Raw genomic sequence first — 15,180 nt, 5'->3', positions numbered from 1 at the left:
GAAATCCTATGAAAAAAACGTTCTTTGCCGTTGCGCTGCTGGCCGCTTCGTTCTCCGCCGGCGCCGCCGACACCATGCTCAAGTTCCCGATCGCCGGCGCCATGGCCGCCAACAATGCGCAGTCGCGTCTGGGCGATTCGGTCAAGTTCTACTTCGCTGGCCAGCCTACGCCGCCGGTGGCATCGACGATCATCACCGACAAAACCAGCCAGCGCACCAACAGCTTCGGCAAGCCGGCCGAGACGGCGTGCAACTGGGTGTTCCTGTCCGCCATGCTGGCGCTGCAGAAACGCGCGCAGGATGTGGGCGCCAACGCGGTCGTGAATATCGTCAGTAATTTCAACAACGTTGAAATGGCCAGCGCCACCGAGTTCGAATGCGCGGAAGGCGCCATCATGGCCGGCGTTGCGCTGAAGGGCGATTTCGTCAAGATCGCGCCGTAATATGAACGCAGTCGTCTCGTTGTGGATGGTCGACGCGGACGCGGTGACGGACGCCGATCTGCAGCGCTATCGCGGCTGGCTGGGCGCCAGCGAGATGGCGCGCCATCAGCGTTTTGTGCGCGCACAGCGGCAGCGCCAGTTCATCGTCGGCCGCGTGCTGCTGCGCGTGGCGTTGGCGCGCGTGCTGGGTGTGGCGCCGCAGGATGTGCAGCTGGAGGAGCAGGTGGGCAAGGCGCCGCGCCTGTCGGCGCCGGTGCTGAAGGGCGCGGCGCCGGGCTTCAGCATTGCGCACAGCGGCCGCTGGGTGGCGTGCGCGGTCAGCGCGCACACCGCGCTGGGGCTGGACATCGAACTGCGCGACGGTACGCGCGATCTGGCTGCGCTAGCGGCGCAGGCTTTCGACGCCAGCGAGGTGGCGCAGTGGACGCGCCTCCAGGGGCTGCCGGACGAGCAGCGGGTCGATGGTTTTTATCGCTTGTGGAGCGAGAAGGAAGCGCGCTTCAAGCTGGGCGCGGCCGATGGGCATTGCGTCGCCGTGCCGCATGAGGAGTTGTCGGTGGTGGTGTGCAGCGCGCTGCCGCTGGTGCGCGCGCCGAAGATCGAGATGGCTGCGCTGCCGTAAGTTTATTGCCAGAGCCAGTTCCACAGGCCGGGCAGCTGCGGCTTGGCGGTCGCGCTGTCGACGGTGGCGGCCAGCGCGGCGCGTTCCAGTTCATCGCGGTTGGTGTAGAAGGGCTGGTCGGCCAGTGGCACGTTCAGTTCGCGCGCCACGTCCAGCAGGATGTCGAGGTATTCCTCGATGTGGCGCGCGGTGTAAGTGTTCACGTCGTGGAAGGTGACTACCACCGGTGTGTAGCCGTCGGCCGAAGGCATGGCGCCGGCGGCCCAGCGTTTGCGGGTTTCCGCCAGGTGGGTCAGCAAGTTGGAGCGCTTGTGCCAGCTGAAGTTGATGCCGTAGATTTTGCCGTCGTTGGCATTCAGGTCGGTCAGCAGCATTTGCAGGCCGTGCGCGTGGTAGGACGCCAGCGTGTCGGCGTCATAAGCCCAGAAGGGCGGCCGCACCAGCTTGGGGGCGACGCCGGTTTCGGCCCGCAGGTCGTCGACGCCGGTCTGCAAGTTGCGATCCAGCTGCTCGCGGTTCATGAAGCGATGATTGGAATGCAGCGCGGTGGCCGAGTGCAGGGCCACCACGTGGTCTTCGGCTTGCTCGCGACGGATCAGGAAGCGGCCCATTTCGGTGCCGCCGCCGTTCCAGGCGCGGGTCTGGGTGAAGAACACGGCCTTGATGCGGCGCTTGGCCAGCACCTCGAGTACCTGGACGGTCGGGTTGTCGTTGACGGCGGCGGCGGGGCCGTCGTCGAAGGTCAGCAGAAAACGCACAGGGGCCTGCGCCAGGGCGCCAGCGCACCACAGCAGTAGAGAGAATGCAGCAAGCAGCAGGCGCGGACGGAAGACTGGCACGATACGGATCATTTCGACGGGGTCCGATATTGTACGTGAATTCGCCAGCCGGGCCGCGCATCGGACAACGTTGAAGATAAGAGAGCTTATGAGTGCCAATTTGGATTTGATGCAGCCGCCAAGTGATCCGCATGTGCCGGAGACGGCCTTCGGTAAGTGGTTCCTGCGTACCGAGACCTGGACCGTGCACGTGCTGGAACGTGCGCTGGCCGACCTGGACCGCCTGATGCCGGCCGGTGCGCCGCGTAGCTTCGGCGTGGTGGCGGACGTGGGCTGCGGCTTTGGCCGTTCGCTGGGCAAGCTGCACCAGCGCTTCGCGCCGCAGCGCCTGATCGGCATGGACATCGATCCCGAGATGCTGCAGGCGTCGGCCAGCGAAGTGGCGGCGCTGAACATCCCGGCGGAATTCATCTGCTGTTCCAGCTCGAACATCAAGCTGGAAGACAATTCGGTCGACCTGCTGTTCTGCCACCAGACCTTCCACCACCTGATCGACCAGGAGCGCGCGATTGCGGAGTTCTACCGCGTGTTGAAGCCGGGCGGCGTGCTGCTGTTCGCCGAATCGACCCGGCGCTACATTCATTCGTGGATCATCCGCCTGCTGTTCCGCCACCCGATGGACGTGCAGAAGACCGCGCCGGAATACCTGGCGATGGTGCGCGCCGCCGGCTTCTCGGTGCCGGACAGCGCGGTGTCCTATCCCTTCTTGTGGTGGAGTCGCGAAGACCTGGGCCTGCTGGAAACCGCGCTGCGCATCAAACCGCCCGCCGTGCGCGAGGAAACGCTGATCAATCTGGTCGCCGTCAAGCCGTAGACCGTAGGTGTATAGTTATTCCATGGAGGTTAGCCATGACCGAACTGGATGCGATGTTGACGGCTTATTCGGAAGGACGGATGAGCAGGCGCGAGCTGGAGCAAGCCACGGGTTTGTGGTTCGGTGAGATATTGTCCGAAATGGCGCTCCGTTCCCTGCCGCTGCCGCGCGTGGATACGCGTATGCATTTCAATGAAGCTCAACAGCGCTTGTTTGAGCAGGTGTTCGGATGACCATCACGTTCATCGTCAGGGACGCCTCCGCCGTTTGTCGTTCCCGCGCAGGCGGGAACCCATGCCGAGCCAACAAACACGCGGCGTATGGATTCCCGCGTGCGCGGGAATGACGGTTCTCAGTTATCCAGGCTCCACACATACTGCATTTTGGTCCAGGAGGATTGCGGCACGCCGTCCACTGAGCCGGGCTTGAAGCGGCACAAACTGAGCCCGGCCTGGGCGGCGCGGTCCAGTTCACGGAAGCCGCTCGATTTCTCGATGCGGGCCTCGGCCACTTTGCCATCCGTGCCGATCAGGAACGCCAGCATGACGGTGCCGGTGTCGCCGTTGCGCAGCGCGGTTTTCGGATAGTCAGGTTTGCTGCAGGCCTGCGCGTCCACCACGGCGGCGGTCACCACCGGGGCCGCTTTCACTACCTGCGTTTTCTCGCCCGGTTCGACCACGCCGCGCGGCGGCTGTGACTGTGGCGGCGGCTGGTCGGTCACGGTCCGCGTGGTCAGCGGCGGCTGGCTGTCGATCACAATATCCTTCGGCGGTTGCGGCACCAGGATTTCCGGCCGCGCCAACTGTGGTTCCTCAATCTGCGGCTCGCGTTCGCGCGGTTTCGGCTGTTCCAGCGTGGGGATCAAGTCCACCATCGGCGGCGCCGAATGGAAAACCGTCAGCTTCGATCCCTGCAGAAAAGCGCCAAGCAGCGCCACGTGCAACAGGACTACCGTGGCCATGCCGGTGAAGTTCTTCTTCTGGTTCATGCTTGCTCCTTGGTGGTGGGTAGAATTGCTAGTAGATGGAAGTATACTATTCCATGTAATAGCAAAATAAAAGCACATTTTTTGTGTTATGCTTCCGTCATCGAGTACTTCGGATAGCATCATGAAGAAAATACGTGTGCTGCTGGCGGACGATCACCCGATCGTTATGACCGGCTTTGCCATGTCGCTGGAAGGGCAGGGGCTGGAGGTGGTGGGGCAGGCGCGCTCGCCGGAAGAGGCGTTGGCGCAGTTCGCGCAATTGCATCCGGACGTGAGCGTGCTGGACATCCGCTTCGGCGACCAGCTGACTGGCCTGGACGTGGCCAAGCGCATGCTGGCGCAGCAGCCATCGGCCGCCATCATCTTCCTCAGCCAGTTCGACCAGGACAGTCTGATCAAGGAAACCTACCGCCTCGGCGGTCGCGCCTTCATGACTAAGGATTGCGACCCGGCCGACCTGGCGGCGGCGGTGCGGCGCGCGCATGAGGGCGAGCTGTACTTCCTGCCGCACATCGCCGAGCGTCTGGCCAACCTATCGGTGCGCGGCGACCTGTCGCCGCAATCGCAGCTGGACGAGCGCGCGCTGGAGATCTTCACGCTGATGGCCGCCGGCTTGACCAACGCCGAAATCGCCGAGAAGCTGGACGTGTCCACCAAGACCATCAGCAACATCAGCCAGGCGGTGAAGGAAAAACTCGGCGTGCACCGTCCGGCCTACATCACCCGGCTGGCGGTCAAGCATGGCCTGATCGAGCCCTGATGGGTAAGCGGTGGCAGCCGCCGTGGCGGCGCTGGAGCGTGCGCACGCGGCTGATGGCGATGACGGCCATTCCGTTGGCCTATCTGTTCTTCACCTTCCTTTGGTACGCCTACCATTCGCGCCTGTCCGAGGTGCGCGAAGAGCTGGCCGAGCGCGGCCCGCTGGTGGCCAAGGTGCTGGCCGATAGCAGCGAATTCAGCGTGGTCGCGCGCCGCCTCGACGACCTGAAGCCGACCATAAACGGCTTGTTGCGCACCGATCCGAGCATCCACCGCATCGACGTGCTGGACGCGCAGCGGCGCGAGCTGCTGCATGCGGCCGCGCGCGCGCCGGGCGGGACGGCGGAGCTGCGTTATTACGAGGCGCCCATCCTGAAGCGGCTGATGTGGGTGGCGATGTTGGGACCGGACGGCAAGCCGTACCAGAAGGACCGGCCGGCGGCCAGCGGCGTAACGGTGGAGACCATCGGCTATGTGCGGGTGACGATGTCGCCCTCGGCACTGCTGCTGAAGCAGACGCGTCGCTTCTACGTCGAACTGCTGGTGGGCAGCCTGGGGCTATTGGCCTGCGTGCTGCTGGCGTGGCAGCTGGCCAAGGGCCTGGATGCGTCGCTGCAGGCGTCGATGCAGGCGCTGCGCGAGGCCGACGCCGAGAAGCGCCGCCTGATCGGCAAAGTCAACACGGCGGTCGAAGATGAACGCAAGAGCATCGCGTTGGAGATCCACGATGAATTGAACGCCACCCTGATCGCCGTGCGGTTGGAAGGGCAGCGCATTGCCGACCTCAGTCCGGAAGGGGAGGTGCGCGACAAGGCGCAGTCCATCATCAAGCTGGCGCTGGGGCTGTACAACAGCGGACGCTCGCTGGTGCGCCGCCTGCGGCCCGAAGTGCTGGACATGCTGGGCCTGGAAGGCGCAGTGGAAGAGATGGTGCGCCACTACGACAGCGCCCGTAGCGGCTGCCGCTTCGATTTGCTGGCGCACGGAGACTTCTCCCGGCTGGAAGGCGAAATTGCTATCTCCGCGTACCGGATCGTGCAGGAGGCCTTGTCCAACATCGTCAAGCATGCGCGCGCCACGCAGGCGTCGGTCAGTCTGGCGCTGGAGCAGGGCGAACTGCGCATGCGGATCGCCGACAACGGCAGGGGCTTCGATGCGGCGCTGGCGTCGGCCGGCATCGGCCTGGTGGGGATGCGCGAGCGGGTGTATGCGCTCAACGGCAGCATCGCGGTGGAAACCTCGCCGGAAACGGGAACGCTTATCAGCATTGCAATGCCAATTCGATAAAATTTCTCTTTTAATGTAAACGATTCTCATTTACTATTACTGATTAAGAATAATTCTCATTCAATAATCAGGGGTAACAGGGAAATGCGTATCAAGGTCATGGTGGTGGCGCTGGCAGGAGTATTGGCCGGCTGGGCGGTGCATGCTGAGGAGGCGGCGCCGATCGAGCAAGTGGTAATTTCCGGCGACAAGCTGAAACGGACGGAAATCGATAGCAGCGCCAGCGTCGGCGCGCGCAACCGGCGCCAGATCGATGAATCTGGCCTGACTTCGCTGGACGAAGTGGCCGGCCAGATGGCCAACGTCGGCACCGCCGAGAACCTGTCGATCCGTGGCGTGCAAGCCTACGGCCCCACCGGTGGCGGCGGCAAGACCATCACGCTGGTGGTGGACGGCGTGCCGCAGGACGGCTTCGGCCAGGACATCGCCAACCTGAGCGTATGGGATGCCGACCGCGTGGAAGTGCTGCGCGGCCCGCAATCGACCAACCAGGGCCGCAACTCGCTGGCCGGCGCCGTGGTGCTCAAGACCCGCGACCCATCCGATGTGCGCGACTTCAGCTACCGCGCCAGCGCCGGCAACCAGCATGCGCACAATGTGGCGCTGGCAGGTGGCGGCGCGATCGTGGAGCAGGTGCTGGCCGGGCGCGTCAGCTTCGAGCAGCGCAAGCGCGACGGCGATGTCTACAACCCCACCCGCGACGACAAGCGCTCCAACCACAACGACGGCCACACCCTGCGCGCCAAGCTGCGCATCACGCCATGGGGCGACAATTACCAGGCGCTGGTGACGCTGGTGCACGACCAGCAGGACCTCGGCTACGGCAATGTGGAGGCGGTGAAGGTGCCGGTTTCCGCGCGCCAGAATTTTTCCAACGAGCCGCGCTTCACCGAGAACCTGACGCGCTCGGCGGCGCTGGAGCAGACCTTCCACGCCCTCGGCGCCGACATCACGCTGCTCACCACCTATTCGCACAACCGCTACAACCGCACCCAGGACTATGACGGCACGGAGCTCAACCAGGGTTACCGCAAGGGCGAGAACATCGACCGTCAGTGGGTGCAGGAGGCGCGCGCCAACTTCGACACCCAGCTGTTCGGCCACAAGCTGAAAGGCGTGGCGGGCCTGTACTACTCGCAGCAGTACTATGACGGTGACGACGGCTTCATCGTGCCGGTGTCCTATGTGCTGGGCCTGATCGGCCAGTGCAAGGTGCAGACCGTGTGCGACGCCATGTACGGCGCGGACTTCATCAGCCGCCGCCAGATGCAGAACAACGACAGCAAGACCCGCGCCGCCTACGGCGAGTTCGATTACGTGGTCGATCGCTGGACCATCACCGCCGGCATGCGTTTCGACGCCGAACGCCAGAACCGCTTGCTCAATTCGCAGACGTCCGGCACCTCGCCGCTGGCGCGGCAGATCTTCACGCAGCTAATCAGCGCCGGCGCCTTCGCACCGGATGGCCCGCTGGGCCTCGGCACCGACAACTCGGTGTGGCTGCCCAAGCTGGGCGTGCGCTATGCGCTGGCGCCGGAGTGGGTGGCCGGCCTGACCGCGCAGCGCGGCTACCGCACCGGCGGCGTCGATTACAGCTACCAGCGCGGCGCCCATCCGTATGGTCCGGAGTACACCAAGAACTACGAGGCTTCGCTGAAGGGCGTCATGGCCAACGGCTTGATGGTGGCGCTGAACGCTTACCGGGTCAACTGGACCGACCAGCAGGTCGACATCGGCGCCAACTCGCTGGATACCTATTTGGTCAACGCCGGCAGCTCGCGCCTGCAAGGACTGGAAGCGGAGCTGCGCGGCCGCGTGACGCCGCAACTGGAGCTGTTCGGCGCGGTGGGTGTGGCGCGCACCAAGTTCATCGACTTCGTGTCGCCGACCGGTGATTTCAGCGGCAACCAATTCGCCCGTTCGCCGCGCCAGAACCAGTCGGTGGGATTCAGCTGGACGCCGGGCCGCTGGATGTTGAACATGAACCTCGTGCATTCAAGCGGCACGTACATGAATTCGCAGAACACTGACCGCAACGACGGCCACACCCTGCTGGGCGGCAAAGCCACCTACGAGCTGGCCAAGGGACTCAAGCTGTTCGCCTACGGCTCCAACCTGACCGACCGCACCTACATCACCGCCAACAAGCTGGAGTCGGTCACGGGCCGCTACAACGCGGCGCTGGGCAGCGCGCGCCAGTTCGGCTTCGGCTTGCAGGGCACTATCTGAACGGAGGAGTGAGATGAATTGGATCTGCATCGGCGTGGCGGCGTTGGCTGCGCTCTGTCTCTACCTGGCGTCGCCGCACCAGACGTTATGGCGCGCGGCGCTGCGGCGCCAGGCTTTCCTGCGCTGGCTGTCGGTGCCGCTGCTGGTAGGCTCGGTCGCCAGCGCGGTGGACGCATATGGCCTCTGGTGCGGCGTGTGCATCACGCTGTCGGGCTGCATGACCATGCTGGTGGTGCTGCCCTACGTGGATGCCTGGTATCGCAAGGGAGGGCGCCATGCTCGGTAAATCGACCGCCGCCGCGTTGCTCGGCTTGCCGCTGTCGGTGCTGATCGTCGGCTTCGCGGCTTTGCTCAGCGGCGACCAGGCCAGCACCACCTTGCCCTGGCTGCTGGTGTTCTTCCTGGTGTGGATAGGCGCGATGACGGGCGCCTTCCTGTTCAAGACCGGTCTGCGCGCCTGGCTGTGGATGGGTGGCGCCACCGTGATCGGCTTCACGGCCCTGCATTTTCTCAAGGCCAGCGGTCTGTTAAGGATAGGCGCATGAAGGCATCGACTTTACGCACTTTCATTTCGGTGCACACCTGGATGGGACTGATCGCGGGCTTCGGCCTGTTCATCGCCTTCTATGCCGGTTCGGTGACCCTGTTCCATGAACAGCTGGGCGCGTGGGAGACGCCGGCCGCCAAGGTGGCCGCGCCACAGCACGATCCGCAATTGCTGATCGACGCGGTGCTGCAGGCGCATCCCAAGGCCAGGGAGACTTTCTACCTGCGCCTGCCTTCGGGCCACGGCCCGGAGACGGTGCTGGAATTCGACGAGCGCCACTTCCGCCTGGACGCCGCCGGCAAGCTGGAAGAGTTCGAGGAACGCTCGCAACTGGTGGACTTCATCTACCGCCTGCATTACACGGCCGGCCTGCCGCGCAGCTGGGGCATCTACGTGCTGGGCGTGGTGTGCGTGCTGTACGGGCTGGCGCTGGCCAGCGGCGTGATCATCTACGCGCCCACCTTCTTTAAGGACCTGTTCGCGCTGCGCATCGGGAAGAACATCAAGCGCATGTGGCAGGACGCGCACAACGCCATCGGCATCCTGTCGCTGCCGTTTCATCTGATGTACGCGTGGAGCAGCGCCGTGCTGGCGTTGGGCCTGTTGTTGCTGGCGCCATTCCAGTACCTGGTATTCGACGGCAAGCTGCTGCAACTGGTGGGGCCGGACATCAGCGCGGCGGCGCCGCCCAAGCCGGCCGGCGTGGCTGCGGCGCTGGCGCCGGCCTCGCGCTTGCTGGCGGAAGTGCGGCGCGCGGCGCCCGGCATCGAAGTCGAAACCATGGCCTACCATCGCGCAGGCGACGCCAACGCGCAGGTACAGGCCTACGGCCATCTGCATCAGAAAGCCGTGGCCAATGTCAGCGCGGTGGTGCTCAACGCCAGCAGCGCCAAGGTCGAACGGGTGGTCATGCCGGAGAATTACAGCGCCGGCACGCGCTTCCTACGTAGCTTGCAGACGCTGCACTTCGGCAGCTTCGGCGAGGCGGCGGTGCAGTGGATGTACTTCGTGCTGGGCATGGCGGGCGCCTTCCTGTTCTACAGCGGTAACCTGCTGTGGATCGAAGCGCGCCGCAAACGCCAGAAGCTAGTGCAGCCGCGCAGCGGCAGGCTGATGGCGCAGGCCACGCTGGGCGTGTGCCTGGGCTGCGTGGCGGGCGTGTCGGCGGTGTTCCTGGCAAATAAACTGGGACCGGAGGGACAGCTGCCGTTGTGGGAAGGGCGCAGCTACTACGCGGTGTTCTTCGCTTGCGTGCTGTGGGCCTTCGCCCGCCCGCCGGCGCGTGCGGCGCATGAATTGCTGGTGCTGTGCGCGGCGCTGACGCTGGCCGTGCCGTTCGCGCACTGGTGGAGCACCGGCCTCAATCCGTTGCTGGCGCTTGTGCAGGGCGACGGCGTGGTGGTCGGCGTAGCGCTGGTGGCCCTGCTGTTTGCGGCTTTGTACTGGAAGATGGCGCGCGCCGTTCTGCACCGGGGACGCCATGGCGATCCGCACAGCGTTTGGTCGTTGCGCCCGGCGCCGCCGGCACAGGGGGCCATGCAACAGGCGGCTTGATAGAACGCATGCCGGAGGGCTCCGGCATGCGGTTATAATCCGTCAATCTTTCCTGAACGGATACGCCCGACATGAGCCAGCCGAACCAGTTTTCCCTGTTGAAGCAGCGCCGCTTCGCACCGTTTTTCTGGACCCAGTTCCTGGGCGCTTTCAACGACAATCTGTTCAAGACCGCGCTGGTGGTGATCATCACCTTCGATGCGCTGAGCTGGACCACGATGTCGCCGTCGCTGGTGACCAATCTGATTCCCGGCCTGTTCATCCTGCCCTACGTGCTGTTCTCCGCCACCGCCGGTCAGTTGGCCGACAAGTTCGAGAAGTCCGGGCTGACGCGCTTCATCAAGTGGCTGGAGCTGGCCATCATGGGCGTGGCCGCTCTCGGCTGGGTCACGCACCACCTGTGGCTGCTGATCGCCGGCGTGGTCGGCATGGGCATCCATTCCACCTTGTTCGGCCCCGTGAAGTACGCCTACCTGCCGCAGCAGCTGAGCAAGGAAGAGCTGATCGGCGGTAACGGCGTGACCGAGATGGGCACCTTCGTCGGCATCCTGATGGGCGAGGTGCTGGGCGCCGTGCTGGTGGTGCAGGAACCGCACGGCCTGATGCTCGAAGCGGCCGCCACCATGCTGGTCGCGGCGCTGGGCCTGCTGGCGGCTTACCGCATTCCGGTGTCGCCGGCGCCGGCGCCCGAGCTCAAGATCAGCTGGAACTTCGTCGGCGAATCGATCCGCAATATCAATTTCTCGCGCAAGAACCGCACCGTGTTCCTGTCCATGCTGGGCAACTCGTGGTTCTGGTTCTATGGCGCGCTGGTGCTGGCGCAGTTCCCGGTCTACGCCAAGGATTATCTGCACGGCGACCACGGCGCCTTCGTGCTGTTGCTGACTATTTTCTCGCTGGGCGTGGGTAGCGGTTCGCTGCTGTGCGAGCGCCTGTCGGGCCGCAAGGTGGAGATCGGCCTGGTGCCGTTCGGCTCCATCGGCCTGACGCTGTTCGGCATCGACCTGTATTTCGCCAGCCTGGCCTACGCCGGCAGCGCCGGTGTTGTGGCGGCCGGCGTGCACCTGGACGCCTTTGCGCTGCTGGCGCAGCACGGCATGTGGCGCATCCTGTTCGACGTGCTGATGATCGGCATGTTCGGCGGCTTCTTCATCGTGCCGCTGTTCGCGCTGATCCAGTTGCGCTGCGATCCCGCGCACATCTCGCGCACCATCGCCGGCATGAACATCCTGAACGCGTTGTTCATGGTGGCGGCGGCCGGCCTGGCCATCCTGTTGCTGGGGCAGGGCTTCACGATTCCGCAGCTGTTCCTGATCACCGCGCTGCTGAACGCCGTGGTGGCGATCTACATCTTCTCGCTGGTGCCGGAATTCCTGATGCGCTTCCTGGCCTGGCTGCTGATCCACACCATCCACCGCGTCGATACCGTCGATGCCGAGCGCATTCCGGCCGAAGGCCCGGCGGTACTGGTGTGTAACCATGTCAGCTATGTCGACGCCATCGTTATCGTGGCGGCCGCGCCGCGCCCGATCCGTTTCGTGATGGACCACCGCATCTTCAAGCTGCCTTTGCTGGGCTGGATCTTCCGCACCGCGCGCGCGATTCCGATCGCGCCGGCCAAGGAAGATCCGTGGTTGATGGAGAAGGCCTACATCGATATCGCCCAGGCGCTGCACGAGGGCGAGCTGGTCTGCATCTTCCCCGAGGGCCAGCTGACGCGCACCGGCGAGATCAACGACTTCAAGGGCGGCGTCGCCAAGATCATCGAGCGCAGCAAGGTGCCGGTGATTCCGATGGCGCTGCGCGGCCTGTGGGGCCATCTGTTGAGCCGCAACCACGAGAACGTGTTCGGCCGCGTGTTCCGCAAGGGCTGGCGTTCGCGCCTGTCGTTGGCGGTGGGCGCACCGGTGGCGCCGCAGGATGTGTCGCCCGACGACCTGAAACAGCGCGTGGCGGCGCTGCGCGGCGACTGGAAGTAATCCTCCCGGCCCCCTAGCGCGCCGCCTGCACCTGGTCGCGGTTCTGCCGGGCGCCGGCCAGGCGGATGATCTGGTCCAGCTCCACCGGCTTGACCAAGTGATGGTCGAAGCCGGCTTCCACCGTGCGGCGGCGGGCGTCGCCCTGGCCCCAACCGGTCAGGGCCAGCAGCAGGATGCGCTCGGCGCCGGCGATGCCGCGTATCGCCCGCGCAGTTTCGTAGCCGTCCATGCCGGGCATGCCCAGGTCCATGATGATCATGTCCGGCGCCTGCGCCTGCACGGCCTGCACGGCGGCGGCGCCGTCGTACACGGCGCGCGCATCGAAGCCGTCGATCTCCAGCAGGGCGGTGAGCGAATCGGCGGCGTCCTCGTTGTCGTCCACCACCAGCACCTGCATCCTGCGGCCGTCGGTGCCGGCCTGCTGCGCCAGCGGAATGGCGTCGCGCGCGCCGTTGTGGTTCAGCACCGGCAGGCGGATCACGAATTCGCTGCCTTTGCCCATCCCTTCGCTATACGCCTCCACGCTGCCGCCGTGCATTTCGGCGAACTGGCGCGACAAGCTCAGGCCGATCCCGAGCCCGCTGGAGAACTGGCCGTTGACGGTTTTGCTTTGCTCGAACATGCGGAAGATGCGCGGGATGGTGTCGGCTTCGAGGCCGATGCCGTCGTCGCGGATCGATACCACCAGATCGTCGCCATCGACCGTCGCGCGCACCACCACGTGGCCGCCCTGCGGCGTGAACTTGACCGCGTTGGAGACGATGTTGGCGTAGATCTGCACCACGCGCGCATAGTCGATATTGAGCATCACTTCCTGCGGCGGCAACTGCCAGGCGATGTGGATGCGCTTGTCGTCGGCGGCCTGCTGGCACAACTCGCTGGCGTGGTTGATGACCGAGGCGAGCGAGGCCAGCTGCGGCTGCAAGGTGATCTTGCCGCTGGTGATGCGGGCCACGTCCAGCAGGTCGTCCACCAGCCGCGTCAGCAGGCGCACCTGGCGCTCCACCATGTCGCGGATGCGCCGCACCGGACCGGCGTCCGGGTACAGGTGGGTGAGCAGCGACACCGAGGTGCGGATCGGCGCCAGCGGGTTGCGCAGCTCGTGCCCGAGGCTGGCCAGGAATTCATCCTTGCGGCGTGCCGCTTCGCGGATCTGGTATTGCTTGTTGCGGGCGCGCAGGGTCGAATGCAGCGCCGTGATCAGGGTGATGGTGCGCACCGGGCGCTCCATCAGCGCCAGGTTGCCGAGCCCGGCCACCGCCTGCCGCACGCTGGCCGAATCGGCGCCGCGATGGGTCAGCAGGATGATCGGCAGGTCGGACCAGTCGGGCTGGCGCGCGACGCGGCCCTGCAGCAGCTGGAACGCGCCCGGCGCCAGCGCTTCCTCCACCGTCAGCACGGCGCCGGCGCCGCGTTCCAGTTCGTGGTCCAGGTCGGCCAGGGTGGGGCAGATGTGGGTGTCGATGGCCGCCATGGCCAGCACCTTGGCAGTGAGCGCCGCATCCTGGCCGGTAGGAGCGTAGATCAGGATACGGTTTTCCATGGGCTTCAACCGGCCGCGCTCTCGGCGATGGGGGCGCCGTGGTAGGTCGGCACGCCGGTCAGTACGCCGTGGAAGTCCTTCAGCACCGGCCCCACCCGCAGGCCGGCGGAACTCAGTTCGAAACTGCGCAACGTGCGTTCGTGCGCGCTGCCGCGTTTCTTGAACACCGAGATGGCTTGCTTCACGGCGCCGTTGGTTTCGTAGTAGCGCAGCATGATGACGTTGTCGGCCAGGTAGCTGGCGTCGATGCTGTTTTTCATGGAGCCGCCCACCATGCCCTGCTGGACGCCGACGATGATGCTGACCACGCCGCGCTGGCCGAGGAAGGTCAGCAGCTCGTGCAGGTGGGTGATGAGGAAGCGCTCGTCCGGCACCGCGTTCAGGTAGCCGTTCAGGCTGTCGATCACCACCACCCGCGCGCCTTCCTCCACCGAACGGATGACGGCGCTGGAGAACTCGCCCGGCGACAGCTCGGCCGGATCGATCTGCTGCACGCTCAGCATGCCGCTCGCCAGCGCCGGCCCCAGTTCCAGGCCGAGGTTGGTGCAGCGGTGCAGCATATTGCTGCGCGCCTCTTCGAACAGGAACATTGCGCATTTCTCCTCGCGCCGCGTGGCCGCGTGCACGAACTGGGTCGCCAGCGAGGACTTGCCGGTGCCGGACGGGCCGGAGATCAGGGTGCTGGTGCCGGCCTCCAGGCCGCCGCCGAGCAGCGCGTCGAGCGCCGGCAGGCCGCTGGAGCGCTGTTTGCGCTCGCCGTTCTCGCGCGTCTGCGCCGCCACCAGGCGCGGATACACGTACAGGCCGCCCTGGATGATCTTGTAGTCGTGCGCGCCGCCGCGATAGGCCACGCCGCGGTACTTGACCACGCGCAGGCGGCGCCGCTCGGCGCCGTAGGCCTGGTCCGTTAGTTCCAGCGTCAGCACCGCGTGCGCCACGCTGCGAACCTGCAGGTCGGTGCTGAGGGCGGTGCGGTCGTCGAGCAGGATGGTGGTGCAGCTGCGGCTGGTGAGATACTGCTTGAGCGCCAGCACCTGGCGGCGGTAACGCAACGGGCTTTCGGCCAGCAGCTGCAACTCGGACAGCGAATCGAGCACCACGCGACGCGGCTGGTATTTGTCGATCGCCGCCAGGATGCGCTGGGTCGTGCTGCTCAGCTCGATTTCGGACGGATGGAAGATGGTGTACTGCTGGTCCGGATTGAGCGCCTTTTCATCGGGGATGATTTCCTCGATGTGGATGCCGTCCATGCGCCAGCCGTGCGACTGCGCCACGCTGCTCAGCTCCACCCTGGTTTCGGCCAGCGTGATGTACAGCGTCGATTCGCCGCGCCGCACGCCTTCGAGCAGGAACTGCAGCGCCAGCGTGGTTTTGCCGGTGCCGGGCTCGCCCTCGACCAGGTACAGGCGGTCGCTGGTCAGGCCGCCGGCCAGGACGTTGTCCAGGCCAGGCACGCCGGTTGAGAGAAAGTCGTTGGTGATGCTGTTTTGCTCTTCCATGGGTTGTCCGGAACGAATGATTTTTGTTCCAGAAATCCTACCCCACGGCGAAAAACTTTGGTGTTCGTTAGCGCACC

At 65.3% G+C, this 15,180-nt stretch carries 15 protein-coding genes; 11 read left to right on the top strand and 4 right to left on the bottom strand.

Translation table 11 applies throughout. The features are described 5' to 3' along the window. The first annotated feature begins 8 nt into the window (after window positions 1–8). Both ACXZ1M_RS05125 and ACXZ1M_RS05120 read left to right on the top strand, forming a co-directional pair. Complete coding sequence (locus ACXZ1M_RS05125; RefSeq protein ID WP_459052115.1) at window positions 9–443, top strand: excinuclease ATPase subunit; 435 nt, start codon at window positions 9–11, stop codon at window positions 441–443. Between the two features lies 1 nt (window position 444). Continuing rightward, window positions 445–1,065, top strand: coding sequence for a 4'-phosphopantetheinyl transferase family protein (locus tag ACXZ1M_RS05120; protein ID WP_459052114.1), 621 nt, complete (start codon window positions 445–447; stop codon window positions 1,063–1,065). Window positions 1,066–1,067: 2 nt separating this feature from the next. Here the strand turns inward: ACXZ1M_RS05120 and ACXZ1M_RS05115 are convergent, their stop codons facing one another. After that, window positions 1,068–1,916, bottom strand: coding sequence for a polysaccharide deacetylase family protein (locus ACXZ1M_RS05115; RefSeq protein ID WP_459052113.1), 849 nt, complete (start codon window positions 1,914–1,916; stop codon window positions 1,068–1,070). Between the two features lie 76 nt (window positions 1,917–1,992). Between ACXZ1M_RS05115 and ACXZ1M_RS05110 the strand changes: the two genes are divergently transcribed. Continuing rightward, complete coding sequence (locus ACXZ1M_RS05110) at window positions 1,993–2,718, top strand: class I SAM-dependent methyltransferase (RefSeq protein WP_459052112.1); 726 nt, start codon at window positions 1,993–1,995, stop codon at window positions 2,716–2,718. Window positions 2,719–2,753: 35 nt separating this feature from the next. Further along, window positions 2,754–2,951, top strand: a complete 198-nt coding sequence (locus ACXZ1M_RS05105) for a hypothetical protein (RefSeq protein WP_459052111.1) — start codon at window positions 2,754–2,756, stop codon at window positions 2,949–2,951. A gap of 119 nt (window positions 2,952–3,070) precedes the next feature. On the opposite strand, the gene ACXZ1M_RS05100 is transcribed toward ACXZ1M_RS05105, so the two are convergent. Beyond that, on the bottom strand, window positions 3,071–3,706 hold the full coding sequence (locus ACXZ1M_RS05100) for an energy transducer TonB (protein ID WP_459052110.1): 636 nt from the start codon (window positions 3,704–3,706) through the stop codon (window positions 3,071–3,073). 121 nt (window positions 3,707–3,827) lie between these two features. Between ACXZ1M_RS05100 and ACXZ1M_RS05095 the strand changes: the two genes are divergently transcribed. The 7 genes from ACXZ1M_RS05095 (at window position 3,828) to ACXZ1M_RS05065 (ending at window position 12,061) form a co-directional block, all read left to right on the top strand. Next, a complete protein-coding gene (locus ACXZ1M_RS05095) occupies window positions 3,828–4,466 on the top strand; it encodes a response regulator transcription factor (RefSeq protein WP_459052109.1) in 639 nt (212 codons plus the stop codon). Then, on the top strand, window positions 4,466–5,752 hold the full coding sequence (locus ACXZ1M_RS05090) for a sensor histidine kinase (protein WP_459052108.1): 1,287 nt from the start codon (window positions 4,466–4,468) through the stop codon (window positions 5,750–5,752). Before ACXZ1M_RS05095 ends, ACXZ1M_RS05090 begins: the two co-directional genes overlap by 1 nt. Before the next feature lie 84 nt (window positions 5,753–5,836). Continuing rightward, entirely contained in the window at window positions 5,837–7,981 is a 2,145-nt protein-coding gene (locus ACXZ1M_RS05085; protein WP_459052107.1) for a TonB-dependent receptor, read from the top strand. Window positions 7,982–7,994: 13 nt separating this feature from the next. After that, entirely contained in the window at window positions 7,995–8,267 is a 273-nt protein-coding gene (locus tag ACXZ1M_RS05080; RefSeq protein WP_459052106.1) for a hypothetical protein, read from the top strand. Further along, on the top strand, window positions 8,257–8,526 hold the full coding sequence (locus ACXZ1M_RS05075; protein WP_459052105.1) for a hypothetical protein: 270 nt from the start codon (window positions 8,257–8,259) through the stop codon (window positions 8,524–8,526). The genes ACXZ1M_RS05080 and ACXZ1M_RS05075 overlap by 11 nt, the downstream gene beginning before the upstream one ends. Continuing rightward, a complete protein-coding gene (locus ACXZ1M_RS05070; protein WP_459052104.1) occupies window positions 8,523–10,082 on the top strand; it encodes a PepSY-associated TM helix domain-containing protein in 1,560 nt (519 codons plus the stop codon). The genes ACXZ1M_RS05075 and ACXZ1M_RS05070 overlap by 4 nt, the downstream gene beginning before the upstream one ends. Before the next feature lie 71 nt (window positions 10,083–10,153). Then, window positions 10,154–12,061 carry an MFS transporter gene (locus tag ACXZ1M_RS05065; protein WP_459052103.1) on the top strand — a complete coding sequence of 636 codons (1,908 nt, stop codon included), beginning with the start codon at window positions 10,154–10,156 and terminating at the stop codon, window positions 12,059–12,061. A gap of 13 nt (window positions 12,062–12,074) precedes the next feature. Here ACXZ1M_RS05065 and ACXZ1M_RS05060 read toward each other — a convergent pair whose 3' ends face one another. Together ACXZ1M_RS05060 and ACXZ1M_RS05055 are read right to left on the bottom strand one after the other, a co-directional pair. Further along, a complete protein-coding gene (locus ACXZ1M_RS05060; protein ID WP_459052102.1) occupies window positions 12,075–13,604 on the bottom strand; it encodes a hybrid sensor histidine kinase/response regulator in 1,530 nt (509 codons plus the stop codon). Window positions 13,605–13,609: 5 nt separating this feature from the next. Beyond that, window positions 13,610–15,103 (bottom strand): ATPase domain-containing protein, encoded by a 1,494-nt coding sequence (locus ACXZ1M_RS05055; protein ID WP_459052101.1) that lies wholly within the window; start codon window positions 15,101–15,103, stop codon window positions 13,610–13,612. Between the last annotated feature and the right edge of the window lie 77 nt (window positions 15,104–15,180).

The sequence above is a fragment of the Duganella paludis genome (assembly GCF_054461335.1).
Note: the sequence above shows the minus strand (reverse complement) of the source record. Positions and strands in the feature narration are given on the sequence as shown.

What these genes read in the sequence shown, in the direction of transcription:
- ACXZ1M_RS05080 (WP_459052106.1), top strand. Translation starts at nt 7,995, where the DNA reads ATGAATTGGATCTGCATCGGCGTGGCGGCGTTGGCTGCGCTCTGTCTC.
- ACXZ1M_RS05075 (WP_459052105.1), top strand. Translation starts at nt 8,257, where the DNA reads ATGCTCGGTAAATCGACCGCCGCCGCGTTGCTCGGCTTGCCGCTGTCG.
- ACXZ1M_RS05060 (WP_459052102.1), bottom strand. Translation starts at nt 13,604, where the DNA reads ATGGAAAACCGTATCCTGATCTACGCTCCTACCGGCCAGGATGCGGCG.
- ACXZ1M_RS05070 (WP_459052104.1), top strand. Translation starts at nt 8,523, where the DNA reads ATGAAGGCATCGACTTTACGCACTTTCATTTCGGTGCACACCTGGATG.
- ACXZ1M_RS05065 (WP_459052103.1), top strand. Translation starts at nt 10,154, where the DNA reads ATGAGCCAGCCGAACCAGTTTTCCCTGTTGAAGCAGCGCCGCTTCGCA.
- ACXZ1M_RS05055 (WP_459052101.1), bottom strand. Translation starts at nt 15,103, where the DNA reads ATGGAAGAGCAAAACAGCATCACCAACGACTTTCTCTCAACCGGCGTG.
- ACXZ1M_RS05090 (WP_459052108.1), top strand. Translation starts at nt 4,466, where the DNA reads ATGGGTAAGCGGTGGCAGCCGCCGTGGCGGCGCTGGAGCGTGCGCACG.
- ACXZ1M_RS05115 (WP_459052113.1), bottom strand. Translation starts at nt 1,916, where the DNA reads ATGATCCGTATCGTGCCAGTCTTCCGTCCGCGCCTGCTGCTTGCTGCA.
- ACXZ1M_RS05120 (WP_459052114.1), top strand. Translation starts at nt 445, where the DNA reads ATGAACGCAGTCGTCTCGTTGTGGATGGTCGACGCGGACGCGGTGACG.
- ACXZ1M_RS05105 (WP_459052111.1), top strand. Translation starts at nt 2,754, where the DNA reads ATGACCGAACTGGATGCGATGTTGACGGCTTATTCGGAAGGACGGATG.
- ACXZ1M_RS05095 (WP_459052109.1), top strand. Translation starts at nt 3,828, where the DNA reads ATGAAGAAAATACGTGTGCTGCTGGCGGACGATCACCCGATCGTTATG.
- ACXZ1M_RS05100 (WP_459052110.1), bottom strand. Translation starts at nt 3,706, where the DNA reads ATGAACCAGAAGAAGAACTTCACCGGCATGGCCACGGTAGTCCTGTTG.
- ACXZ1M_RS05125 (WP_459052115.1), top strand. Translation starts at nt 9, where the DNA reads ATGAAAAAAACGTTCTTTGCCGTTGCGCTGCTGGCCGCTTCGTTCTCC.
- ACXZ1M_RS05110 (WP_459052112.1), top strand. Translation starts at nt 1,993, where the DNA reads ATGAGTGCCAATTTGGATTTGATGCAGCCGCCAAGTGATCCGCATGTG.
- ACXZ1M_RS05085 (WP_459052107.1), top strand. Translation starts at nt 5,837, where the DNA reads ATGCGTATCAAGGTCATGGTGGTGGCGCTGGCAGGAGTATTGGCCGGC.